We start from the raw sequence: 24,322 nt of genomic DNA, 5'->3' as shown, positions 1-24,322 counted from the left end.
CAGCAGCAGTGAGAGGAGAGCAGCTCAGATGACCCTGGCCGTGCGCGTCATCCCATGCCTCGATGTCGACGCCGGACGCGTCGTCAAGGGTGTGCGCTTCGAGGATCTGTGCGATGCCGGAGACCCGATCGAACTGGCCCGCCGCTACAGCGAACGCGGCGCCGATGAGATCACCTTCCTCGATGTCACCGCCTCGAGCAGCGGCCGGGAGACGACCTATGAGATGGTCTCTCGCTGCGCTGAATCGGTGTTCATCCCGCTCACCGTCGGCGGGGGAGTGCGCAGCGCCGAGGACGTCGCACAGCTGCTGCGCGCCGGTGCCGACAAGGTCAGCGTCAACACCGCTGCGGTCGCCCGCCCGGAGCTCATCACCGAGATTGCCGAGCGCTTCGGCAGCCAGGTCCTCGTCCTCTCCCTCGACGCCCGGCGGGTGCCCGAGGGACAGCCGGCCACCGCCTCGGGCTTCGAGGTCACCACCCACGGCGGGCGCACTGGCACCGGCCTCGACGCGATCGGCTGGATCCGCGAATCCGCCGAACGCGGCGCCGGTGAGATCCTGCTCAACAGCGTCGACGCCGACGGTACCCGCGCAGGCTTCGACCTGGAGCTCATCCGCGCCGCCCGTGCTGCCGTCGACGTGCCGCTCATCGCCTCGGGCGGGGCAGGCAGGCTCGAGCACTTCGCGCCGGCCGTGCACGCCGGGGCCGATGCGGTGCTCGCGGCCTCCGTGTTTCACTTCGGCACCTTCACCATCGCCGAGGTGAAGGAGGCCATGGCGGCTGAAGGGATCACCGTCCGATGACCGGCGCCTCGGCTCCCGACCCGCAGCTGCCCGCCTCCAGCCTCGACCCGGCGATCGCCGCCCGGCTGCGCCGCGGGCCCGGCGGTCTGCTGCCGGTCGTCGTGCAGGAGGCGAGCACCCGGGAGGTGCTCATGCTCGCCTGGATGGACGATGAGGCTCTGGCCCGCACCCTCAGCACCGGGAAGGCCACCTACTGGTCGCGCTCGCGCCGCGAGTACTGGGTGAAAGGGGAGACCTCCGGCCACATCCAGCAGGTGCGCTCCGTCGCCCTCGACTGCGATGCGGACACCATTCTGCTGACGGTCGATCAGCTCGGGCCCGCATGTCATACTCAGACAGCCACCTGCTTCACCGGAAGGGAGCTCAATGCACATCTCGCCGACACGTGAGCAGTTCCGCGCTGCCGCCACCGACCATCGCCTCGTGCCCGTGTTCCGGCGCGTGCTCGCTGACGCCGAGACCCCGCTGAGCCTCTACCGCAAGCTCGCTGCCGGCCGCAGCGGCGCCTTCCTCTTCGAATCGGCCAGCCACGGGCAGTGGGACCGCTACTCCTTCATCGGCCGCAACCCGGTCGCCACCCTCACCGAGCAGCACGGCGAGCTGCTGTGGCTGGGCGACCCTCCCGTCGGCGTGCCGACCGGCGGCGATGTGCTCACCGGCCTGCACGAGGCGCTCAGGCTGCTGTCCATCGAACGGCCCCACGGCGGGCTGCCGCCGATGATCTCCTCCTTCGTCGGCTACCTCGGCTGGGACTTCGTCCGCCGCATCGAACGCCTCGGCGAGGGCCCGGCACCGGTCGACACGGTGCCCGAGCTCAGCCTCTCGATCCCCGGCGACGTCGCCATCTACGACCACTACACCTCCGAGGTCACGCTCGTAGCCAATGTCGTCAACGTCAACGGACTCGACAGCGGCGTCGACGAGGCCTATGACGCCGGCTGCCAGCGCATCGACCAGATGCTGGCCGAACTCGCCGCACCCCTGGACTCCGCTGTCGCCTCCTATGAGCGGGCCGAACCGGAGGTCGCCTCACACACCGAGCGCGCTGACTTCCTCAGGATGATCGAGGAGGCCAAGGGCAATATCGTCGACGGCGATATCTTCCAGGTCGTGCTCTCCCAGCGCTTCGAAACCGCGTGCAGCGCCGATCCGCTCGACGTCTACCGGCTGCTGCGCACCTTCAACCCGAGCCCGTACATGTATCTGCTCGACGTGCCGACCCCCGACGGCACCCCGATGACGATCGTCGGCTCCTCGCCCGAGGCGCTCGTGACCGTGAGCGAGGGCCGGGTCGAGACCCATCCGATCGCCGGTTCGCGACCGCGTGGCGCCACCGCCGAGGAGGACCGCCAGCTGGCAGCCGATCTGCTCGCTGACGAGAAGGAGCGGGCCGAGCACCTCATGCTCGTCGACCTCGCCCGGAACGACCTGTCGAAGGTGTGCCGGCCCGGCAGCGTCGATGTCGTGAGCTTCATGGAGATCGAACGCTACAGCCACATCATGCACATCGGCTCAACGGTCGTCGGCACCTGCGCAGACGATGTCGACGGCATCGACGTGCTCTCCGCGGTGTTCCCGGCCGGCACGCTCTCCGGTGCGCCGAAGCCGCGGGCCCTGCAGCTCATCGACGAGTACGAGACCGTCGCCCGCGGGGTCTACGGGGGAGCGGTCGGCTACCTGTCCTTCACCGGCGACCTCAACGTCGCGATCGCGATCCGCACCGGCGTCATCTGCAACGGGCGGATCTCCGTGAGCGCCGGCGCCGGTGTCGTCGCCGACTCCGTGCCCGCCTCCGAAGACCAGGAATCGCGCAACAAGGCAGCCGCCGTGCTGCGGGCGGCAGCCGCAGCCCACACGCTGCGCCGGCCGGAGGCCAGCCGATGACCCGCTCACGTGCCGTCATCGCATTGCTGGCCGCAGCCGCCGTGCTGTGGATGATCGGTTCCCAGCCGTGGTTCCAGGCGGTCGAGACCGCTGAGCTCACCGGGGTGAGCGCCGGGCCCGGTGAGGCGCCGCAGAACTCCCCGGTGCTGCTCGCCTGCGCCGGCATCGTCGCAGTCTCCGGGCTGCTGCTCACGTTGCTCAAGCGCATCGGCCGCTGGATCATCACCGCCTGCGCCGCGCTGGCCGGCTTCGGCTACGCCTTCATCGGCCTCACCGCAGCTGTCAGCAGCACCGCCACGACGAACCTGCCGATCTTCGGCATCATCGCCGGACTCGCTGCCGGCGCGCTGGCGGTGTGGGTGCTGCTGCGCTCCGGCAGCTGGCAGACGACCGCCCGCTTCGAAGCCGATGCCTCAGAAACCGGCGCGGAGGACGACGAGTACCTCGATCCCACCCGCGCCTGGGATGCGCTCTCCCGTGGAGAGGACCCGAGCTGAGGCGCATCTCACATCGATGACGATCAGGTGTCGGATCGCGAGCCGGTTTCGGACCGCTGCGCCCGGCATGAGAGAATGACCGCAGACAGCGGCAGCACAGAAGTGCCAGCACAAAGGAGAACCATGACGCAGACGATGGCCCCCGCCGGGGCACAGGACCTCGACAAGTCGAGCATTGACTACAACGCCGTGCAGGATCCCGGACACGGCAACACCGTCGCCGGTTGGACCGGCGTGTTCATCGTTCTCCTCGGCTTCATCGTCGGCTGCATCGGCGTCAACCTTGCGATGACCCCCGTCCTCTACGCCGGAGCGGGCATCGCTGTGCTCGGACCGATCGTCGGCCTCGTGCTGCGTGCAGCCGGAATGGGCGGAAAGAAGTCCAAGGCGAAGGCGTGAGCGTTCTCGCCGACATCATCACCGGTGTCAGGGCGGACCTGGCTGAGCGTCGGGCCGCCGTCCCACTGACCGACATCACCTCTCGCGCCGCGGATGCTCCCGCGGTGCGGTCGTTCCTGCCCCGTGCGGCTGAGGACTTCGGCATCATCGCCGAAGTCAAGCGATCCTCGCCCTCAGCCGGCCCGCTCGCCGACATCGCAGACCCGGCCGCACTGGCCGCCGCCTATGCCGTCGGCGGCGCCGCAGCGATCAGCGTGCTCACCGAGCAGCGGCGCTTCAACGGCTCGCTGGCCGACCTCGACGCCGTCCGCGCCGCCGTCGACATCCCGGTGCTGCGCAAGGATTTCATGGTCGATGAGTACCAGTTCTACGAGGCGCGCGCCCACGGTGCGGACATCGTGCTGCTCATCGTCGCCGGCCTCAGTGCCGCGCAGCTGCAGGAGTTCAGCGAACTGGCCGCCAGCCTCGGGATGGCCGCCCTTGTCGAAGCGCACACCGCCGAGGAGATCGAAGCCGCTGCTGCGATCAGACCCGCGCTGCTCGGCATCAACACCCGCAACCTCAAGGATCTCAGCGTCGACCTCGGCCGCTTCGCACCGCTGGCCGAGCTGTGCCCGCCGGAGTCGGTGCTCGTCGGCGAATCCGGTGTCAGCACCGCCGCTGATGTCTCCGCCTATGCAGCACAGGGCGCTGATCTCGCGCTCGTCGGCCAGGCACTCGTGACCGGCGGGCAGCCGCAGGAGAACGTCGCCGCGTTCACCGCAGCCGGACAGACAGCCAAAGCCGAGCGGCAGCGCACCTGAACTGCTGCGTCTCGCCCGTTCTGATCGAAAAGGACAGCATTGGACTACGAACTCTTCTCCCCGCAGCACAGCGCACTGCCGCAGGGACCGTACTTCGGTGACTTCGGCGGGCGGTTCGTCCCCGAAGCACTCGTCGGCGCCCTCGACGAGATCACCGAAGCCTTCTCCAAGGCCGTCCTCGACCCCGAGTTCATCGCCGAACTCACCCGCCTGCACGCCGAGTACACCGGCCGGCCGAGCCTGCTGACAGAAGCGCCGCGGTTCTCCGAGCACGCCGGGGGAGCACGGATCTTCCTCAAGCGCGAAGACCTCAACCACACCGGCAGCCACAAGATCAACAACGTCCTCGGCCAAGCGCTGCTGACGAAGCGGATGGGCAAGACCCGCGTCATCGCCGAAACCGGCGCCGGCCAGCACGGCGTCGCCTCAGCGACCGCTGCCGCGCTGCTCGGCCTCGACTGCACCATCTACATGGGTGCAGAGGACTGCGCCCGGCAGGCGCTCAACGTCGCCCGGATGCGTCTGCTCGGCGCCGAGGTGGTGCCCGTCGAAGCCGGCACCCGCACGCTCAAAGACGCGATCAACGAGACCTTCCGCGACTGGGTCGCCTCGGTGGAGACCACCCACTACCTCTTCGGCACCGTCGCCGGCCCGCACCCGTTCCCCTTCCTCGTGCGGGAGCTCCAGCGCATCATCGGCGTCGAAGCCCGCGACCAGATCCAGCAGCAGACCGGCCGGCTGCCCGATGCCATCACCGCCTGCGTGGGCGGCGGCTCGAACGCCATCGGCATCTTCCACGCCTTCATCGGCGATGAGGACGTCCGCCTCGTCGGCTGCGAAGCCGCCGGCGCCGGGATCGACACCGGACAGCATGCCGCGCCGCTCAATGACGGACGCGTCGGCGTGCTGCACGGCTCCAAGTCGGTCATCATGCAGGATGAGGACGGACAGACCCTGCCGTCCTTCTCGATCTCCGCTGGCCTCGACTATCCGGGCGTCGGCCCCGAACACGCGTGGCTGCAGTCGATCGAGCGCGGCGAGTACCTGCCGATCACCGACGCCGAGGCGATGGAGGCCTTCCGGCTGCTGTGCCGCACCGAGGGGATCATCCCGGCGATCGAGAGCTCTCACGCTCTCGCCGGGGCGCTGCAGCTCGGCCGCGAACTCGGTGAGGGTGCGATCATCATCGCGAACCTCTCCGGCCGCGGCGATAAAGACGTCGACACTGCCGGAAAGTACTTCGGCTACCTTGACGCGCAGAACGCCGAGGATCCCTCCCGCGCCCACGACGATGAGAGGAGCCGCCCATGAGCACCGCTGAGGTGCTGCGCGCCTGCGCAGCAGAGAACCGTGCCGCCTTCATCGCCTACCTGCCCGTCGGCTTTCCCGATGTGCCCGGCTCGCTCGATGCGCTGCGCGCCGTCGTCGCCGGCGGCGCCGATATCGTCGAAGTCGGCATCCCGTACTCCGACCCCGGCATGGACGGCCCCACCATCCAGGCGGCCTCCGTCAAGGCGCTGCGCGGAGGAGTGCGCACCCGCGACAGCTTCACCGCTGTCGAGGCCGTCGCTGCCGCCGGCGCCACCCCGGTCGTGATGTCCTACTGGAACCTCATCTACCAGTACGGCGTCGACGCCTTCGCCCGCGACCTGGCCAACGCCGGGGGAGCAGGCATCATCACCGCCGATCTCGTCCCGGACGAAGCCGAGGAGTGGATCGCCGCGAGCACCGCCCACGGCCTCGACCGGATCTTCCTCGTCGCCCCGTCCTCGAGTCCGGAGCGGCTCGCCTATGTCGCCTCGCACGCCTCGGGCTTCGTCTACGCCGCCTCGACCATGGGTGTCACCGGCACCCGCGCACAGGTCGGCGCCTCCGCGCAGCAGCTCGTCGCCGACACCCGCGCCGCCGGTGCCGAACACGTGTGCGTCGGCCTCGGCGTGTCCAACCGCCAGCAGGCCGCCGAGGTCGCTGGCTATGCTGACGGTGTCATCGTCGGCTCTGCTCTCGTCACCGCACTTGCAGAGGGCGGACCCGCCGCCGTCGAATCCCATGCCGCCGAGTTCGCCCAGGGAGTCAGAGATCATGCATGAAACCCTCGCCGGTGCCGTCGCACTCAGCCCGCTGAGCGCGGCGATCCCCTCACCGAGCTGGTCGGGCTTCAACATCGGACCCTTCACCATCCACGCCTATGCGCTGTGCATCCTCGCCGGCATCGTCGCCGCACTGACGCTCACCCAGGCCCGCTGGAAGCGGCGCGGCGGCAGTGAGGACGATCTGTGGAACATCGCCGTATGGGCGATCCCCTTCGGCATCATCGGCGGCCGCCTCTACTACGTGCTCACCGTGCCGACTCCGTACTTCGGGCCCGAGGGCAATCCGCTGGACGCCTTCAAGATCTGGCAGGGAGGCCTCGGCATCGGCGGCGCGGTTGCGATCGGCACGCTGACAGTGTGGCTCGTGTGCCGCCACTACGGCATCCGCTTCACATCCTTCATCGACGCCGCAGCCCCGGGACTCATCCTCGCGCAGGCCTTCGGCCGCTGGGGCAACTGGTTCAACCAGGAGCTCTTCGGCCGGCCCACCACCCTGCCCTGGGGACTGCAGATCGACAAGGTCCTCAACGGCGCACCGAACCCCAACTGGCCGGATGCCGCGCTGCCGGCCGACACCCTGTTCCACCCGACCTTCCTGTACGAATCGCTGTGGAACCTCGCCGGCTGCCTGCTCCTCATCTGGGGTGCCAAGCGCCTGCGGCTCGGCCACGGCCAGGTGTTCTTCGCCTATATCTGCTACTACACCGTCGGCCGGCTGTGGATCGAATCCCTGCGCATCGACCACTCCGAGTACTTCCTCGGCGTGCGCATCAACCTGTGGTTCTACATCGTCGTCCTGTTCATCGGCATCACCCTCTTCACCCTCTCCCGGCTCAAGTACAAGGAGCCGAGCCCCGAGGTCTACACCGAACAGGGCCTGGCCCGCATGCAGGCCGAGCAGGCCGCCGGCAGCGGCAGCCAGCGCGGCAGCGGAGGCGACGATGACCGGCCGGGCCCCGGCACCTCGGGAACCGGCGCCTCGGGCGCGGGCGGCGGCACCGGCTTGGGAACGGGCACGGGGCGTGATGCCACTCGCAGCGGCCGCGATCGCGGAGAGACCCGCCGGGAGGACGGCGGCAATGCGCTGACCGACCGCAGCTTCGGCTTCTTCGGCGCTGTCACCTCGGCGATCTCGATCGTCCCGCAGGTGCGCCGCGGCCCCGGGGACGAGGGATCCGCGCAGTCCGACTGAGCCCTCACCTCCGGCTCGTCACTTCGGTGGCGGTGTGGTGTCCACGTGGCGAAACTCCTGGAACGGACTGTTGGCTGCACGTGTCAGCCGACTACGCTGGGGAGTATGAGGCATGCAAAGATCGTCGCCACTCTCGGACCCGCACAGCAGAACTACGAAGACATCCGGTCGCTGATCGAAGAAGGCGTCAATGTCTTCCGATTCAACCTCAGCCACGGCACCCACGAACAGCACGAAGAGAAGTACCGCTGGGTGCGCAAGGCCGGCCGCGACACCGGCGAACCGGTGAGCGTGCTCATCGACCTGCAGGGTCCCAAGATCCGCGTCGGCACCTTCGCCGACGGCCTCAAACCCGAACTGCGCAAGGACGACACCTTCACCATCACCACCCGTGACATCATCGGCTCCGAGACCGAGGTGGGGACCACCTACCCTGGTCTCGCCCGTGACATCGAGGTCGGGGATCCGCTGCTCGTCGATGACGGCCGGATCCGGCTGCGCGCCACCGCGGTGACCGACACTGACGTCACCTGTGAGGTCGAGGTGCCCGGCCGGATCTCCGACCACAAGGGCATCAATCTGCCCGGTGTGCCCGTCTCAGTGCCGGCGATGACGGAGAAGGACGTCGACGATCTGCGCTGGGGTCTGCGCCTGGGCGCCGACTGGGTGGCGCTGTCCTTCGTCCGCGATGCCGATGACGCTGAGACCGTCCGCGAGGTGATGCGGGAGGAGCGGATCCTCGTCCCGCTCATCGCGAAGCTGGAGAAGCCGCAGGCGGTCGAGTCGCTGGAGAGCATCGTCGATGCCTTCGACGGTGTCATGGTGGCCCGCGGCGACCTCGGTGTCGAGCTGCCGCTGGAGCAGGTGCCGATCGTGCAGAAGCGCACCGTCGAACTGTGCCGCCGCAACGCCAAGCCCGTCATCGTCGCCACGCAGATGCTCGAATCGATGATCGAGGAGCCGCGGCCCACCCGTGCTGAAGCCAGCGACTGCGCCAATGCTGTGCTCGACGGCGCAGATGCGCTCATGCTCTCCGGTGAGACCTCCGTCGGCGCGCACTGGCTCGATGCGGTGCGCACGATGACGCGGATCATCGAATCGACCGAGGAACACGGCCTCGACCGGATCGCGCCGCTGGGCACCGAACCGCACACGCAGGGTGGTGCAGTGACCGCGGCAGCAGTGCGGATCGCCGAGCAGCTCGACATCGACATCCTGTGCACCTTCAGCCAGTCCGGCGACTCGGTGCGCCGTATGTCACGGCTGCGGGTGATGCAGCAGATCCTCGCCTTCACCCCGGATGTTCGGGTCTACCATCAGCTCGCGCTGACCTGGGGTGTGCGCGCCTTCCTCGTCAACCAGGTCCGCCACACCGACCAGATGGCCCGGCAGGTCGACCATGTGCTGCGCTCCCGCGGCCTGGCCGAAGACGGCGAGAAGTGCATCATCGTCGCCGGCTCGCCTCCAGGAATCGTCGGTTCGACGAACGCGCTGCGCATCCACACTGTCGGCAATGCGATCACCGGCAAGGCTGCCGCCTACCGCGATGACACCGACACCGGCCCGGTCAACGAAGTCTACGGCGAGATCACCGAACCGCAGCCCTATACGCAGAACTCCAACTGAGGCGCTCAGACAGAACTCCGCCTGAGGGCGGGGAGGACTGCGCCTCAGGCGCCCGGCAGCGACGACGCCCGCTGACGGCCGTTCCCGAACGGGACGGCACTCAGCGGGCGTCGTCGCTTTCGCGTGGGCGGACGAAGAAATTCAGCACGAACGATACGACGGCGATGATGATCGAGGCGAGGATCGCCGTCCCGAAGAAGCTGTCGACGACGAGCTTGATGGGTGTGAAGGCGGAGAACCATGCCGTCAGCGACACCATCGCCGCATTGATGATGATGGTGAACAGGCCGAGGGTCAGACAGGTGATCGGCACGGCGATGAACTCGATGAGCGGCCGGATGATCGCGTTGACGACCCCGAAGATCAGCCCGATGACGAGATAGGAGATGACGGCCGAGGCGCTGGGGCCCAGACCCGTGAGGATGGTGTCGGCGCTGCTGATGGACAGGCCGGGCAGCAGCGCGGTGGCCACCCAGATGGCGACGGCGTTGACGATGACGCGGAGTAGAAAAGCCATGCTCTCATTGTCCCAGGCGGTGACGGGTGCTGTGCGCACCGGGGTTGAGCGCGAGTGAACGGCCTGCAACCGGGTGCAGCGGTGCAGGAAAAAAGTGCCGGATGTGGGACTCGAACCCACACACCTCTCGATACCGCATTTTGAGTGCGGCGCGTCTACCAATTCCGCCAATCCGGCAACGAAGAACATCCTAGACCAGCCGGGCGCCCACCCGCACCTCCGGATGAACACCGGCCCGCGCTGTCAAAACGCGCAGCGGCGTGACTAAGATGAAAGCGTGGCTAATGAAGAAGAAGCACCCAAGACAGAGAACGGCGTCGTGCGTCGTGTCGTCGTGGCAGAAGACGAAGCCGTCATTCGACTCGACATCGTCGAGATGCTGCGCGAAGTCGGCTACGACGTCGTGGGCGAGGCTGCCGACGGCGAATCGGCCATCCGGCTGGCAGAGGAGCTGCGCCCTGACCTCGTCGTCATGGACATCAAGATGCCCGTCCTCGACGGCATCTCCGCCGCTGAGCGGATCACCAAGGCCCGCATCGCCCCAGTCGTGCTGCTGACGGCGTTCAGCCAGAAGGAGCTCGTCGAACGCGCCCGCGATGCCGGCGCGATGGCCTATGTCGTCAAGCCCTTCACCGCAGGCGATCTCGTCCCCGCCCTGGAGATCGCGCTGTCCCGGCACGCCGAGATCACCGCCCTCGAATCCGAGATCGCCGATATGACCGACCGGTTCGAGACCCGCAAGCTCGTCGAGCGCGCCAAGAGCCTGCTCATCTCCAGCATGGGTCTGAGCGAACCCGAGGCCTTCCGCTGGATCCAGAAGACCTCGATGGATCGTCGCCTGACGATGCGCGAAGTCGCCGAGACCGTGCTCGAACAGATCGGCAGCAAGAAGTAACGCAGCAGCACGTCCGGCAGCCGCACAGCAGCCCGCCGGACCGCACAGACGTGACAGATCGGCCCCGACCGCCAGCAGGCGGCAGGGCCGATCTGCGTCAGCTGCGCCCGGAGAGCACCATATTCGTGATCCGCACGATCGACAGCAGCCGGCCGTCGTCATCGGTCATCCGCACCTCGTGGTTGATCACCCTGCGGCCGTGATGATTCACCGTCGCCGTCGCATGCACACGACCCTCCTTGGTCGCGCGCACATGTGTGGCATTGAGATCGACTCCCACCACCGGCCGCGCTGAGAGGAAGTACGAGTGCAGAGAGGCCAGCGATTCGGCGATGACGACATGCGCGCCGCCATGGAACAGACCGAAGGGCTGCGTATTGCCCTCCACCGGCATCGAGGCGACCGCCTGCTCATAGGACACGTCCTCGACGACGATGCCGACGCGTTCGAGCAGGGTGCCGGCACTGCGGGCGACGTTCCCGGCCACCAGCTGCGCCCGCACCTCGGGCGGGGTGTCTTGTGTGAGGGGAAGGAGATCATCTTCGTTCATGCTCTGACTCTACGGGATCGCGCTGCCGGGCAGTGGTCGCCGTGCCGGCCGGCGCGCTAGGGTGAAAGGGTGAGCGATCAGAGCCAGAAACTCCTTCTCATCGACGGACACTCCCTCGCCTACCGGGCGTTCTATGCGCTGCCGGTGGAGAACTTCTCCACCACCACCGGGCAGCCGACGAACGCTGTGTTCGGGTTCGTGTCCATGCTGCTCAACGTCTGCCGCGCCGAGGCGCCCAGCCACATCGCTGTGGCCTTCGACCTCGGGCGCGAGACCTTCCGGCTGGCGGAGTACAGCGAGTACAAGGCCGGGCGTGCGAAGACGCCGGAGGAGTTCCACGGCCAGGTCGAACTCATCAAGCAGGTGCTCGAAGCGATGAACATCGCGGTGGTGACGAAGGAGAACTACGAAGCCGACGATGTCCTCGCCACCCTCGCCCGGCAGGGTGAGGAGGCCGGCATCGACACCTATGTCATCACCGGCGACAAGGACTCCTTCCAGCTCGCCCGCGAGGGCGTCACGATCCTCTACCCCAAGCGCGGAGTCTCCGACCTCAGCCGCATGACGCCGGCCGCGATCGAGGAGAAGTACGGGGTCAGCCCGGCGAACTACCGCGGCCTGGCCGCCCTCGTGGGGGAGAAGGCTGACAATCTGCCCGGCGTGCCCGGGGTCGGGGACAAGACCGCTGCGAAGTGGCTGGCGAAGTACGGCGACCTGCCCAGCGTCATCGACAGCGCTGCGGACATCGGCGGCAAGGTCGGTGGGAACCTGCGCGACCACCTCGGCGACGTCGAACGCAACTACCGGCTCAATCGGCTCATCGACGACCTGGAGCTGCCGGTCGCCGTCACCGATGTCACCTGGAGCGGCGTCGACCGTCCGGCCGTGAACGAGCTTTTCGACCAGCTGGAGTTCCGGCAGCTGGGCGGGCGCCTCGACGATCTCATCGGCACCGCTGACACCGCAGCCGAGGTGCCAGCCGCCGACCTGCCGGAGGTGGCCGTCGTCGACAGCGCCAGCCTCATCGCCTGGCTGTCCGACACCGGCGCCGAGGTGCCCGTCGCCGTTGCGACGAACGGCACCTATGAGCTCGGGGACGGCAGTGTCGATGTCATCGGCCTGGCACGTGAGGATGCCGCCATCGCCGCGGATCTCACGGGCCTCGACACCGCTGCCGTTGATGCGCTCTCCGCGTTCCTCAGCGCGCACACCCAGCTGGCCTTCCACGGTGCGAAGACACAGCTCAAGGCCCTCGCCGAGGCCGGCTACCGGGATGTGCGGTTCAGCGTCGACACGGAGATCGCCGGCTATCTGCTCGAACCGGGCGCACGCTCCTATGAGCTCGCCGAGCTTGCGAGCACCCACTGCGGGATCGTGCTGAGCGAACCGGCCGACGACGGCCAGCTCGCCCTCGACCTCGCCGGCGACGACGCGAGGCTGCGGGAGCACGGACAGGCGGCCGCGGCGATCCTGCATCTGGCGCCGGTGCTCGCCGCGCAGATCGAGAAGGCCGGGATGACCGGGGTGCTCGATGAGATCGAAGTGCCGCTTGTGCAGGTGCTCGCCGATATGGAGCACACCGGCATCGCCGTCGACCGCACCGAGCTCTCGGCCCTCATCGCGGAATTCACGCAGCAGGCTGAGATGTGCGCCCAGCAGGCCTATGAGGAGATCGGTCACGAGGTCAACCTCAACTCACCCAAGCAGCTGCAGGTGGTGCTGTTCGAGGAGCTGGAGCTGCCCAAGACCCGCAAGACCCGCACCGGCTACACCACCAATGCCGAGGCGCTGGCCGACCTCTACGTCAAGAGCGAGCATCCCTTCCTCGAGCATCTGCTCGCCCACCGCGATGTCACGAAGCTCAAGCAGACGGTCGCCGGCCTGGAGCGGATGGTCGCCGCTGACGGCCGCATCCACACCGTCTACCAGCAGACGATCGCGGCGACCGGGCGGCTGTCCTCGACCGACCCGAACCTGCAGAACATCCCGGTCCGCACCGAAGCCGGCCGGCGCATCCGCCACGTCTTCGTCTCCGCTGCTGATGCCGGTTACACGGATCTCGTCTCCGCGGACTATTCGCAGATCGAGATGCGGATCATGGCCCACCTGTCCGGTGATGAGAGCCTCATCGCCGCCTTCAACGCCGGTGAGGACCTGCACTCCTATGTCGGCTCCAAGGTGTTCGGCGTCGGCGTCGACGAGGTGACCCCGGAGATGCGTGCGAAGGTCAAGGCGATGTCCTACGGCCTCGTCTACGGGCTCTCCGCCTACGGCCTGTCCCGCCAGCTGCGGATCTCCGTCGAGGAGGCCCGCGGCCTCATGGACGGCTACTTCGAGCGCTTCGGCGCGGTCAAGGAGTACCTCGATCAGATCGTCGAGGAGGCCCGCGGCCGCGGCTTCACCGAGACGATGTACGGCCGGCGCCGCTATCTGCCCGAACTCGGCAGCTCCAACCGGCAGATCCGCGAGATGGCTGAGCGTGCAGCCCTCAACGCTCCGATCCAGGGCTCAGCTGCCGACATCATGAAGATCGCGATGCTCAACCTCAGCACCGCCCTCGCCGAGGCGGATGTGCGCAGCCGGATGCTGCTGCAGGTCCACGATGAGATCATCGTCGAACTCGCCGACGGCGAACGTGAGGCCGTCTGCGAGGTGCTGCGCACGACGATGGGCGGTGCGGCAGAGCTGTCGGTACCGCTCAGTGTCAACATCGGCATCGGCCGCTCCTGGCAGGACGCCGCCCACTGAACCGGTGCAGGCCCTGCTGATGAGGCCTGCTCGCTGATCCGGCTTCACTGAGCTGCAGCCGGCAGGCGGGTGGAGAAGATCGCGGTGCCCGGCATGAGGGAGCCGCGCAGCGGCGACCAGCCGCCCCAGGCGGTCTCATTGTGCTCAGGCCATTCGGGCTCGGTCACGCCGGTGAGCTCGAAGCCGGCGGCGACGAGCAGGGAGATCCAGTCGCCGAAGGTGCGGTGATGCTCGGCGTAGACGGGTTCGCCGGAGCTGTCGATCTCGACATAGGGCGTGCGGTCGAAATAGGAGTATTCGACCGCCAGTCCGGACTCGCCGGGCACATCGGGGAACATCCAGCGCACCGGATGCGTGACCGAGAAGACCCAGCGGCCGCCGGGACGCAGCACGCGGGCCACCTCGGCGAGGACCACCTCGGCGTCCTTGACGAAGGGGAGGGCGCCATAGGAGGAGAAGGCGATGTCGAAGCTGTTGGAGGCGAACGGCAGCTGCCGGGCATCGGCCTGCAGGAAGGTCGGCCGCACAGCGGTGTCGGAGAGCGGGTGCTCCTTCTGCAGCCGGGAGGCCTGCTCGAGCATGCCCGAGGACAGATCGACGCCGGTGGTGATCGCCCCCTGCTCCGCCAGCCAGCGGGAGCACTGCCCGGCACCGCAGCCGACCTCCAGCACCTGCTGCCGGGTCACATCACCGAGCAGCTGGATGTCAGATTCGTGAATTCCCTCTGGACACCAGACGAACTCCGCGGCCCCGAGGAAGCTCCCGTGCTCGGCAAGATACTCCTCGGCAGAATGGTCCCAGTAGCTGCGATTCGCCCGCACTGACGCCTCTTCGTCGATGGCGAGGTAGCCGCCGCTGATGGTTTCCGGGAAGTACTCGCTGTCCGTCATGGGAACGCTCCAGTGCTGTGAAAAGTAAACTCTGCTCGCGCGTGTGCGCCGGGCGCACCGAAGATGCTAGCATTGGTTACCGTATGCGCGACGCGTGTGGGTGCGGTTCCCGTCATGAGAACAGACACCGTCGGAAATCCTGGGCATTCCCGATTCACTCATGGTGACACATTCACCGCGGCGGTGCATGCCACAAGTCCATCAGTCCATCTAGCCACCGGCGTCCGCGCCGGTGAAAAGTCCATTACGGAGCCTCAACCTTTATGACCACCACTACGCCGGGAACGGCGACCAACGAGCAGATCGCAGTCAACGACATCGGATCTGCAGACGATTTCCTCGCGGCAGTCGACGAGACCATCAAGTACTTCAACGACGGAGACATCGTTGAAGGCACGATCGTCAAGGTCGACCGCGACGAAGTTCTGGTCGACATCGGATACAAGACGGAAGGCGTCATCCTTTCGCGCGAACTGTCGATCAAGCACGATGTCGACCCTGCTGAGGTGGTCGAGGTCGGAGATGAGATCGAAGCCCTGGTCCTCACGAAGGAGGACAAGGACGGACGCCTGATGCTGTCGAAGAAGCGCGCCCAGTACGAGCGCGCTTGGGGTGACGTCGAGAAGATCAAGGAAGACGAAGGCGTCGTCACCGGCACCGTCATCGAGGTCGTCAAGGGCGGTCTCATCGTCGACATCGGACTGCGCGGCTTCCTGCCGGCCTCGCTCGTCGAGATGCGCCGCGTCCGGGACCTCTCGCCGTACATCGGCCAGCAGGTTGAGGCCAAGATCATCGAACTGGACAAGAACCGCAACAACGTGGTCCTCTCCCGCCGCGCCTGGCTCGAAGAGACCCAGTCGGCGGTCCGCCACGACTTCCTGCAGACCCTGCAGAAGGGCCAGGTCCGTCCGGGCGTCGTGTCCTCGATCGTCAACTTCGGCGCCTTCGTCGATCTCGGCGGTGTCGACGGACTCGTCCACGTCTCCGAGCTGTCCTGGAAGCACATCGACCACCCGAGCGAGGTCGTCGCCGTCGGTGACGAGGTCACCGTCGAGGTGCTCGACGTCGACATGGACCGCGAGCGCGTCTCCCTGTCGCTCAAGGCCACCCAGGAAGACCCGTGGCAGCACTTCGCCCGCACCCACGTCATCGGACAGATCGTGCCGGGCAAGGTCACCAAGCTCGTGCCGTTCGGTGCTTTCGTGCGCGTCGAGGACGGCATCGAGGGCCTCGTCCACATCTCGGAGCTGGCCGTGCGCCACATCGATCTGCCGGAGCAGGTCGTCTCCGTCGACGAGACCATCTACGTCAAGGTCATCGACATCGACCTGGAGCGCCGCCGCATCTCGCTGTCGCTCAAGCAGGCCAATGAGGGCGTCGACCCCGAGGCCACCGAGTTCCTCGACCCGGCCCTCTACGGCATGGTCCAGGAGTACGACGAGGACGGCAACTACAAGTACCCCGAGGGCTTCGATCCGGAGACCCAGGAGTGGATGGAAGGCTACGAAGCTCAGCGCGAGGCATGGGAGCAGGAGTACGCTGCCGCCCAGGCTCGCTGGGAAGAGCACAAGAAGCAGGTCGCCAAGGCGATCGCTGCCGACGCCGAGGCCGGAGCCTCCGAAGCCGCCGACACCCCGTCGCAGGCTTCCTACAGCTCCGACGAGCCGGCCGACTCCGGTACGCTCGCCAGCGATGAGGCTCTCGCCGCTCTGCGCGAGAAGCTGGCAGGCAACTGACCGATACGCAGCCTGATACGAGGGTGCCCGAACCACGGTTCGGGCGCCCTCGTTGGCGTCTGCTCTCCGTGCCCGAGGCGCTGCGCACCCGACAGCTGACCGCCCCGCTCAAGCAGTGGGGCGCCTTCGTGCTGTGCGTCCTAGCCTGGTCGTGCATCATCTACTGGCAGCTGCTCACCGATCTGGGCGGGTCCGTCTTCGCCCACAACGACGACACATCCCTGTTCATCTGGTGGTTCGCCCACGCCGCCGATGTCTCCGCCAGCTGGCTCGGACACGGTTCAGGGGAGAAGAACCTGCTGCTCACCCAGCTGATGAATCACCCCGACGGGGTCAACGGCGCCTGGAACACCTCGGTCATCGGCATCGCCCTGCCGCTGGTGCCCATCACCTGGTTGTGCGGTCCCGTCGTCGCCTACAACCTGGCGATCATGCTCGCCGCGCCGACCTCCGCGGTCGCGGCTGCGGTGCTCATCCGGCAGTTCACCACCCGCGGCCCGGCGTTCCTCGGCGGCTTCGCCTACGGCTTCTCCACCTACGTCATCGCACAGTCGGCCGGCCACCTCAACCTCGCCGTCGCCGTCACCCCACCGCTGGTGGCCTATGGCCTCGTGCGCATCGCCCGGGCGGTGAGCCTGCGCGCGGCCCTGCGGATCGGCGCGGGACTCGGCTGCCTCGTCGGCTGGCAGCTCTACGTCAGCTCTGAGCTCACCGCCGGACTCGCTGTCGCCGGGATCATCTTCTGCCTCATCGCAGGCGCCGTCCTGTGGCCGCGCCTCGACCGGCAGCAGATCCGCGCCGGCATCCGCCGCTTCGCCGCCGCCGGTGGCCTCGCCGTCGCGGTGGCGGTGCTCATCGGCCTGCCGCTCATCCTCACGATGGCCACCGGCCCAGGCGCACCCCAGCACACGATCCGACCCCACGGCGTGTGGAACAACGATCTGCTTGAGATGGTCGTCCCCGGCCAGTTCACCTTCCTCGGCCGCCCGGACGGTGACCCGCTGCCGCGCGTGCAGGGCATCGATCCGGCAGAGATCGGCGCCTACCTCGGCTTCTTCTGGCTCGCCTTCGCCGTCCTCGTCGCGGTGCTGCTGTGGCGCAGCCGGCGCCTCGGCGCGCTCGTGCGGATCACTGCGCTCAGCGGGCTCGCCATGTGGCTGCTGTCGCTCGGCTCGCCGTGGTTCTTCGCCGGCCGGCAGGTGCTGGCCATCGGCCCCTACCGGCTCATCGAATCGCTGCCGGTGCTCGGCAATGTGCTGCCGATGCGCCTGTCGATCTACCCGACGCTCGCTGCCGCGGTGCTGCTGGCCGTCGGCGTCTATGCCGCCGGACGTTCGCTGGCGCCCGGTTCGTTCCTCCGCGGGATGGCCGGCGTCACCGCAGCTGTCATCCTCATCGCTGTGAGCTCGGGCCCGGTGGCCGCCCGGCCCGTGCCGGTTCCCGCGTTCTACACCAGCTCCTATGCCGCGCACATCCCCACCGGCAGTGTCGTCAAGACGATGCCGCGGCCGGTCGCCTGGGCTGAGCAGGACGCTGCCGTCGCCCTCGTCTGGCAGGCCGTCACCGGGATGCACTACCGGGAGACCGGCGGCTATTTCATCGGCTCGTCCGAGACCAGCCCGATGCTCTTCAACTCCGAACGCGATGCACTCGATGAGGTGCTGCGCCAGCCGCTGCCGAGCGAGCCGGCCGAGCGGCAGCGCAGCGCCGCAGACACCGTCGCACAGCTGCGCGCTGAGGGCGTCGACTTCCTTGTCATCGGCCGGGACGTCAGCTACCTGCCGCTCGGCGCGGAGGAGATCGCCTCCTTCGTCGCCGACGGCGCTGACACGCAGCCGCAGGACATCGACGGTGTCTTCCTCATCGACCTGCGCACTGACTGACTGCGGCCGCAGCCGAGGCGCCGGTCGCCGTGACCGATGAGAGTAGAGTGAGGGCCATGCTGAGAATCGGACTCACCGGCGGCATCGGCGCCGGCAAATCGACCATCGCCGAACAGTTCCGTCTCCGCGGCATTCCCGTCATCGACGCCGATGAGATCGCCCGCGAGATCGTCGCACCCGGAGAACCGGCTCTCGCTGCGCTCGTCGAGGAGTTCGGTGAGCAGATCCTTCACCCCGATGGCACTCTCAACCGCGGGGGACTGGCAGTGGTGGCCTTCTCCGATCCGCAGTCGACGGCAGCGCTCAATGCGATCATGCACCCGGCGATCGCCGAACGCACCCGCGCGCACTACGCCCGCCACGCCGAGGCGCCGATCGTCGTCCACGATGTGCCGCTGCTCGTGGAGAACGATATGACGCGCCTGTACCACCTCGCAGTCCTCGTCGACACTCCCGCCGAGATCCGGCTCAAGCGGCTTGTCGACTCCCGCGGGATGGACCCAGCCGATGCGCAGAAGCGCATCAGTGCGCAGGCCAGCGATGTCGAGCGTCACGCCGCCTGCGATGTCGTCATCGACAACTCCGGCACACCGGAAGCGGCACAGGACGCGTTCACCACGGTGTTCGAGAAGCGGATCCAGCCCTTCGCCGACAATCTCGCCGCCGGCCGGACAGCTGAGAGCTCCGGCGTCCAGCTGGTCACGGCAGGGGAGCAGCACGGGCAGACGGCGCAGCGGCTGAGCAGCCGCATCGCGCGCGCGCTGACCGAGGCGGGCCTGACCGATGCCGAGGTGGAGCACATCGGCTCGACGAGCGTGCCGGGCCTGCTGGCCAAGGACATCATCGACCTCCAGGTCCTCACCCGCTCAGATGCAGACTGGGATGCCGCAGCTGAGGCCCTGACGGCTGCCGGCTACCCACAGCACCATGTGGACGCCTTCGACGATTGGGACGACGCCGGGCGCGTCGCGAAGCGCTTCCACCGCAACGCCGATCCCGGCCAGCCGGTGAATGTGCACGTGCGCACCCGCGGCAGCCTGTCAGCGCGGTTCGCTGCGCACTTCGCGAAACGGCTGCGCACCGATGCCGCCCTGCGCGCCGACTATGAGGGCACGAAGAAGCGGCTGGCCGAACAGCATATCGATGACCGTTCGACCAGCCGGTACGCCGAAGCGAAGGAACCGTTCTTCACGCCGCTGCGTGACGAGTTCCGTCGCTCAGAGTCGAGCTGAAGGGGCTACTCCGGCTCAGCCGAGCGAGGCGTTGAGGTGGATGTTCACACCCTTGAGCGCCTTCGACACCGGGCAGTCCTTCTTGGCCTTCTGCGCGATCCGCTCGAAGTCCCCATGCGACAGCTCCGGCACGCGGCCGACGACGACGAGGTGGATGTCGGTGATGCCCTTGTCAGGGGAGAAGGTGACATCAGCGCCGGTGGTGATGTCCTCCGGCGGGGTGCCGTTCTCGGTCAGCGCATTCGCCAGCGCCATCGAGAAGCAGGCCGAATGGGCCGCGCCGATGAGCTCCTCCGGATTGGTGACGCCGCTCGTGTGCTGGGCGGCGCGCGAAGCCCAGCTCAGATCGAGGGTGGCAGCCTGCGAGGAATCGAGGCCGACCGTGCCGGAACCCTCGGCGAGGTCTCCGCGCCAGGTGGTGTGTGCTTTCGAAACGATCTCGGCCATAGCAGGGTCCTTTCATTCGCGCTGAGCCGTCGTAGTCGTCGCCAGCATTCTGGGACGACCGCAAGCGGCGCTCATCCGCGCTGACGTGTTCCACCCTACAGTCTGTTGGCCCGCCTGCAGCCCCGGCGTACAGTGGTCCCATGGCATCGAGTGAGGCCCTCAACCCGGCAGACACCACACCGCAGGACGCCCCGCAGCGGCCTGTGCCCAAGATCGGCCACCGGCCCGAGGTGGTGCGCTCCGTGGCCCCGTTCGAGGTCGTGAGCGAGTACTCGCCTTCCGGTGATCAGCCGACGGCGATCCGAGAGATCTCCGAGCGCCTGGCTGCAGGCGAGCGCGATGTCGTGCTGCTCGGCGCCACCGGCACCGGCAAATCGGCGACGACGGCGTGGCTCATCGAGAAGGTGCAGCGGCCCACCCTGGTGATGGCTCCGAACAAGACGCTCGCCGCTCAGCTGGCGAATGAGTTCCGGCAGCTGCTGCCGCACAATGCGGTCGAGTACTTCGTCTCCTACTACGACTACTACCAGCCGGAGGCCTACGTCCCGCAGACGGACACCTTCATCGAGAAGGACTCCTCCATCAACGACGAGGTCGAACGCCTCCGCCACTCGGCGACGAACGCGCTGCTCACCCGCCGTGATGTCGTTGTCGTCTCCACCGTCTCCTGCATTTACGGCCTCGGCACCCCGGAGGAGTACGTCGAGGGCATGGTCTCCGTGGCCGTCGGCGAGCAGCACGACCGCGATGCCCTGCTCAAACGCTTCGTCGAGATGCAGTACACCCGCAACGATGTCGCCTTCACCCGCGGCACCTTCCGGGTCCGCGGCGACACCGTCGAAATCATCCCGCAGTACGAAGAGCTCGCACTGCGCATCGAGTTCTTCGGCGATGAGATCGAAGCGCTCTACACCCTCCACCCGCTCACCGGTGAGATCATCCGTGAAGAAGAGGTCCTGCACATCTTCCCCGCCAGCCACTACGTCGCCGGTGAGGACCGGATGGGCCGGGCGATATCCGATATCGAAGACGAGCTGCAGGAGCGGCTGCACGAGCTCGAGAGCCAGAACAAGCTGCTCGAAGCCCAACGCCTGAAGATGCGCACCACCTACGACCTCGAGATGATGCAGTCGATGGGTTTCACCTCGGGAATCGAGAACTACTCCCGGCACATCGACGGGCGTGCACCCGGATCAACGCCGAACTGCCTGCTCGACTACTTCCCCGAGGACTACCTGCTCGTCATCGACGAGAGCCATGTCACCGTCCCGCAGATCGGCGGCATGTACGAAGGCGATATGTCGCGCAAGCGCACCCTCGTCGAACACGGCTTCCGGCTGCCGAGCGCCCTCGACAACCGGCCGCTGAAGTTCACCGAGTTCCTCGACCGGGTCGGCCAGACCGTGTATCTGTCCGCCACCCCAGGACCGTTCGAGCTCGAACGCGCCAACGGCGTCGTCGAGCAGATCATCCGCCCGACCGGCCTCGTCGACCCGAAGGTCGAGGTCAAACCGACGAAGGGCCAGATCGACGATCTGCTCGGCGAGATCCGCGACCGCGTCGACCGCAATGAGCGCACGCTCGTGACGACGCTGACGAAGAAGATGGCCGAAGACCTCACCGACTATCTGCTCGAGCACGAGGTGCGGGTTCAGTACCTGCATTCCGACGTGGACACGCTGCGCCGCGTCGAACTGCTGAGCGAGCTGCGCAGCGGCGAGTTCGACGTCCTCGTCGGCATCAACCTGCTGCGTGAGGGCCTCGACCTGCCCGAGGTGTCGCTCGTGGCGATCCTCGATGCCGACAAGGAGGGCTTCCTGCGCTCGGGCACCTCTCTCATCCAGACGATCGGGCGCGCGGCTCGCAATGTCAACGGCGAAGTCCACATGTACGCCGACTCGATCACCCCGTCGATGCGCTATGCGATCGACGAGACCAATCGCCGCCGCGAGATCCAGATCGCCTACAATGAAGAGCACGGCATCGACCCGACCCCGCTGGTGAAGAAGATCGCCGACATCACCGAACGGCTGCAGCGCGAAGACGAGGACACCCGCGAGCTGCTCACCCAGTTCGACTACGGCAAGGGCCGCCGCGGCTACAACGCCACCATCACCGATGAGCAGCGGGCAGCGGCCGCCGCCAGCGAGGGCACGAACCTGCGCCCGCCGGCCGCAGACCTCACCGAGCTCATCGCCACGATGACCGAGCAGATGCATGCCGCGGCAGCCGAACTGCAGTTCGAACTCGCCGCCCGCCTGCGCGATGAGCTCGGCGAACTCAAGCAGGAGCTGCGGACGATGCAGAAAGAGGGCCACGCCTGAGGGATGTACACTTAGGGGTCTGGAAGGGGAGTATCCCAGTCATCCCTTGTTCGTCATCACGTCCGCCCATGCGGTCCGGACACGGGAGCAGGTACACGCACGCAGCCTGCGGGAGAGACTTTCAACGCTGTGAAGAAAGGCTGCTATGACCTCTGCGCTGCCCTTGTGGTTTGAGATCGCCTCCCTGGCGGGCCTCAGCCTCATCCTGCTGGCGGACCTCCTCATCGTCCTCAAACGCCCCCACGTGCCCTCCATGAAGGAGGCGAGCCTGTGGGTCGGCTTCTACGTCGCCCTCGCACTCGTGTTCGCCGCGATCATGTTCCTCATGGGCGACTCCGAACACGGCGCCCAGTTCCTCGCTGGCTGGCTCACCGAATACAGCCTCAGCATCGACAACCTGTTCGTCTTCGTCATCATCATGACCCGCTTCAAGGTCCCGGCGAAGTACCAACAGGAAGTGCTGATGGTCGGCATCATCATCGCGCTCATCTGCCGCGGCGCCTTCATCCTCGCCGGCGCCTTCATCATCGAGCTGTTCATCGGCGTCTTCTTCCTCTTCGGCGCGTTCCTGCTGTGGACCGCCTGGAACCAGGCCTTCGGCGGCGATGATGATGAAGCCGAGGACAACAAGCTCATCAAGCTGCTGCGCAAGCGCATCAACATCACCGAGGAGTACAACGGCAACAAGCTCACCACGCGCATCGACGGGAAGAGGTTCTACACCCCGATGATGCTCGTGTTCCTCGCGATCGGCACGACCGATGTGATGTTCGCACTCGACTCGATCCCGGCGATCTTCGGCATCACCCGCAGCCCGTTCATCGTCTTCACCGCGAACATCTTCGCCCTCATGGGCCTGCGCCAGCTGTACTTCCTGCTCGGCGGCCTCATGGACCGCCTCATCTACCTCAAGTACGGCATCGCCGCGATCCTCGCGTTCATCGGCGTCAAGCTCATCATGCACGCCGCCCACGAGACCTTCCTGCCCGCCGTGCCGGACATCAACACGTGGACCTCGCTCATCGTCATCTGTGCGGCGATGCTCATCGCGACGATCGCCTCACTCATCCACATGCGCCGCTTCCCGTCCCGTGTGCCACTCGGCCCGGTCGAGCACACGGTCCGTCACAAGGACGGCTCGGTCGAGTACGTCGACGCCGCCCACGCCTACGACGAGGTGCGCTCCGCTCACGAGGAGGCCGGCACCTCGGGCACGCCAACGCTCTCGGATGCCGTCGCAGCCGAACCGACGCTGCCGGGCACCTCGGCGGCGGCCGAACGCAGCGCCAGCCCGAGCCTGGGCGTCGACGGCGCACCCGTCGCCCTGCCGGAGGAGGCGGACGGCGTGTCGCCGGACGACGAAGCTGCGGATTCAGAAGGCACAGAGTCAGAAGGCACAGAGTCAGCAGCCACCGACGACCCCGGCCGGGACTGAGCGGACCACGGGCACAGAACAGTGGGGCCAGCCGGATGCACCGGCTGGCCCCACTGCCTCATGTCACTGCGCTCAGCTTTGCGCCCACGGCCCGAAGACCGGCGTCCACTCACGGATCTCGACGGTCTCGATGACCCCGGCGCCGGCATAGGGATCCTGGGTGAGGATGTCTTCGACGTTCGCCTGCTCATCGGTGTTCACGACGAGCAGCGCACCGGGGCGCTCCTCATCGAAGGGGCCGGCGGCGAGGATGACGTTCTCGTCGTGCAGCCGCGAGAGCCACGTGCGGTGCTGCGGCCGGGCCTGCATGCGCGTTTCGACATCGGCGGTGTAGGTGTACTGAACTGCGAAGACTGCCATCAGGGCTCC

At 67.3% G+C, this 24,322-nt stretch carries 21 protein-coding genes, 1 tRNA gene and 1 pseudogene; 17 read left to right on the top strand and 6 right to left on the bottom strand.

Annotated elements, in window-relative coordinates; genetic code table 11:
- The first annotated feature begins 28 nt into the window (after positions 1-28).
- From hisF to pyk, 10 genes are all read left to right on the top strand, one after another.
- Entirely contained in the window at positions 29-802 is a 774-nt protein-coding gene (hisF, locus tag ACFFN1_RS10045) for an imidazole glycerol phosphate synthase subunit HisF (protein WP_376840594.1), read from the top strand.
- A complete protein-coding gene (hisI, locus tag ACFFN1_RS10040; RefSeq protein WP_376840593.1) occupies positions 799-1,191 on the top strand; it encodes a phosphoribosyl-AMP cyclohydrolase in 393 nt (130 codons plus the stop codon). The genes hisF and hisI overlap by 4 nt, the downstream gene beginning before the upstream one ends.
- Positions 1,169-2,686, top strand: a complete 1,518-nt coding sequence (locus ACFFN1_RS10035; protein ID WP_376840592.1) for an anthranilate synthase component I — start codon at positions 1,169-1,171, stop codon at positions 2,684-2,686. Before hisI ends, ACFFN1_RS10035 begins: the two co-directional genes overlap by 23 nt.
- Positions 2,683-3,183 (top strand): Trp biosynthesis-associated membrane protein, encoded by a 501-nt coding sequence (locus ACFFN1_RS10030; RefSeq protein WP_376840591.1) that lies wholly within the window; start codon positions 2,683-2,685, stop codon positions 3,181-3,183. The genes ACFFN1_RS10035 and ACFFN1_RS10030 overlap by 4 nt, the downstream gene beginning before the upstream one ends.
- A gap of 123 nt (positions 3,184-3,306) precedes the next feature.
- Positions 3,307-3,582, top strand: coding sequence for a DUF6704 family protein (locus ACFFN1_RS10025; protein WP_376840589.1), 276 nt, complete (start codon positions 3,307-3,309; stop codon positions 3,580-3,582).
- Positions 3,579-4,385 carry an indole-3-glycerol phosphate synthase TrpC gene (gene trpC, locus ACFFN1_RS10020; RefSeq protein ID WP_376840588.1) on the top strand — a complete coding sequence of 269 codons (807 nt, stop codon included), beginning with the start codon at positions 3,579-3,581 and terminating at the stop codon, positions 4,383-4,385. The genes ACFFN1_RS10025 and trpC overlap by 4 nt, the downstream gene beginning before the upstream one ends.
- 39 nt (positions 4,386-4,424) lie before the next feature.
- The gene (gene trpB / locus ACFFN1_RS10015) at positions 4,425-5,696 is read left to right on the top strand and encodes a tryptophan synthase subunit beta (protein ID WP_376840587.1); all 1,272 of its coding nucleotides are present in this window, start codon (positions 4,425-4,427) and stop codon (positions 5,694-5,696) included.
- Positions 5,693-6,475, top strand: a complete 783-nt coding sequence (gene trpA, locus ACFFN1_RS10010; protein ID WP_376840586.1) for a tryptophan synthase subunit alpha — start codon at positions 5,693-5,695, stop codon at positions 6,473-6,475. The genes trpB and trpA overlap by 4 nt, the downstream gene beginning before the upstream one ends.
- A complete protein-coding gene (gene lgt / locus ACFFN1_RS10005; protein ID WP_376840585.1) occupies positions 6,468-7,670 on the top strand; it encodes a prolipoprotein diacylglyceryl transferase in 1,203 nt (400 codons plus the stop codon). Before trpA ends, lgt begins: the two co-directional genes overlap by 8 nt.
- A 105-nt stretch (positions 7,671-7,775) precedes the next feature.
- Positions 7,776-9,296 (top strand): pyruvate kinase, encoded by a 1,521-nt coding sequence (gene pyk / locus ACFFN1_RS10000; RefSeq protein WP_376840584.1) that lies wholly within the window; start codon positions 7,776-7,778, stop codon positions 9,294-9,296.
- A gap of 100 nt (positions 9,297-9,396) precedes the next feature.
- On the opposite strand, the gene ACFFN1_RS09995 is transcribed toward pyk, so the two are convergent.
- Entirely contained in the window at positions 9,397-9,813 is a 417-nt protein-coding gene (locus ACFFN1_RS09995) for a phage holin family protein (RefSeq protein ID WP_376840583.1), read from the bottom strand.
- 95 nt (positions 9,814-9,908) lie between these two features.
- A tRNA-Leu gene (locus tag ACFFN1_RS09990) sits at positions 9,909-9,990 on the bottom strand.
- A gap of 100 nt (positions 9,991-10,090) precedes the next feature.
- Between ACFFN1_RS09990 and ACFFN1_RS09985 the strand changes: the two genes are divergently transcribed.
- The gene (locus ACFFN1_RS09985; RefSeq protein WP_376840582.1) at positions 10,091-10,708 is read left to right on the top strand and encodes an ANTAR domain-containing response regulator; all 618 of its coding nucleotides are present in this window, start codon (positions 10,091-10,093) and stop codon (positions 10,706-10,708) included.
- A gap of 97 nt (positions 10,709-10,805) precedes the next feature.
- Here the strand turns inward: ACFFN1_RS09985 and ACFFN1_RS09980 are convergent, their stop codons facing one another.
- Positions 10,806-11,258 (bottom strand): PaaI family thioesterase, encoded by a 453-nt coding sequence (locus ACFFN1_RS09980; protein ID WP_376840581.1) that lies wholly within the window; start codon positions 11,256-11,258, stop codon positions 10,806-10,808.
- A 69-nt stretch (positions 11,259-11,327) separates the two neighbouring features.
- Between ACFFN1_RS09980 and polA the strand changes: the two genes are divergently transcribed.
- On the top strand, positions 11,328-14,006 hold the full coding sequence (polA, locus tag ACFFN1_RS09975; RefSeq protein WP_376840580.1) for a DNA polymerase I: 2,679 nt from the start codon (positions 11,328-11,330) through the stop codon (positions 14,004-14,006).
- Between the two features lie 44 nt (positions 14,007-14,050).
- Here the strand turns inward: polA and ACFFN1_RS09970 are convergent, their stop codons facing one another.
- Positions 14,051-14,896, bottom strand: coding sequence for a class I SAM-dependent methyltransferase (locus tag ACFFN1_RS09970; protein WP_376840579.1), 846 nt, complete (start codon positions 14,894-14,896; stop codon positions 14,051-14,053).
- A gap of 263 nt (positions 14,897-15,159) precedes the next feature.
- Between ACFFN1_RS09970 and rpsA the strand changes: the two genes are divergently transcribed.
- From rpsA to coaE, 3 genes are read left to right on the top strand one after another with little or no spacing between them, the layout of a single operon-like run.
- The gene (gene rpsA, locus ACFFN1_RS09965) at positions 15,160-16,632 is read left to right on the top strand and encodes a 30S ribosomal protein S1 (RefSeq protein ID WP_376840578.1); all 1,473 of its coding nucleotides are present in this window, start codon (positions 15,160-15,162) and stop codon (positions 16,630-16,632) included.
- Positions 16,633-16,655: 23 nt separating this feature from the next.
- Positions 16,656-18,515, top strand: a complete 1,860-nt coding sequence (locus ACFFN1_RS09960; RefSeq protein ID WP_376840577.1) for a hypothetical protein — start codon at positions 16,656-16,658, stop codon at positions 18,513-18,515.
- 56 nt (positions 18,516-18,571) lie between these two features.
- Complete coding sequence (gene coaE, locus ACFFN1_RS09955) at positions 18,572-19,747, top strand: dephospho-CoA kinase (RefSeq protein ID WP_376840576.1); 1,176 nt, start codon at positions 18,572-18,574, stop codon at positions 19,745-19,747.
- 15 nt (positions 19,748-19,762) lie between these two features.
- On the opposite strand, the gene ACFFN1_RS09950 is transcribed toward coaE, so the two are convergent.
- Positions 19,763-20,194, bottom strand: a complete 432-nt coding sequence (locus tag ACFFN1_RS09950; RefSeq protein ID WP_376840575.1) for an OsmC family peroxiredoxin — start codon at positions 20,192-20,194, stop codon at positions 19,763-19,765.
- A 140-nt stretch (positions 20,195-20,334) separates the two neighbouring features.
- Between ACFFN1_RS09950 and uvrB the strand changes: the two genes are divergently transcribed.
- Both uvrB and ACFFN1_RS09940 read left to right on the top strand, forming a co-directional pair.
- Positions 20,335-22,518, top strand: a complete 2,184-nt coding sequence (gene uvrB, locus ACFFN1_RS09945; protein WP_376840574.1) for an excinuclease ABC subunit UvrB — start codon at positions 20,335-20,337, stop codon at positions 22,516-22,518.
- A 145-nt stretch (positions 22,519-22,663) separates the two neighbouring features.
- Positions 22,664-23,599 (top strand): annotated as a pseudogene (locus ACFFN1_RS09940) (TerC family protein); the annotation flags it as partial.
- Positions 23,600-24,025: 426 nt separating this feature from the next.
- Here the strand turns inward: ACFFN1_RS09940 and ACFFN1_RS09935 are convergent.
- Positions 24,026-24,313 carry a YciI family protein gene (locus ACFFN1_RS09935; protein WP_376840573.1) on the bottom strand — a complete coding sequence of 96 codons (288 nt, stop codon included), beginning with the start codon at positions 24,311-24,313 and terminating at the stop codon, positions 24,026-24,028.
- Positions 24,314-24,322: the final 9 nt, after the last annotated feature.

This window comes from Brevibacterium otitidis (assembly GCF_042429315.1).
Classification (GTDB): domain Bacteria; phylum Actinomycetota; class Actinomycetes; order Actinomycetales; family Brevibacteriaceae; genus Brevibacterium; species Brevibacterium otitidis.
The sequence above is the reverse complement of the archived record's forward strand: the minus strand, read 5'-3'. Positions and strand labels throughout refer to the sequence as shown.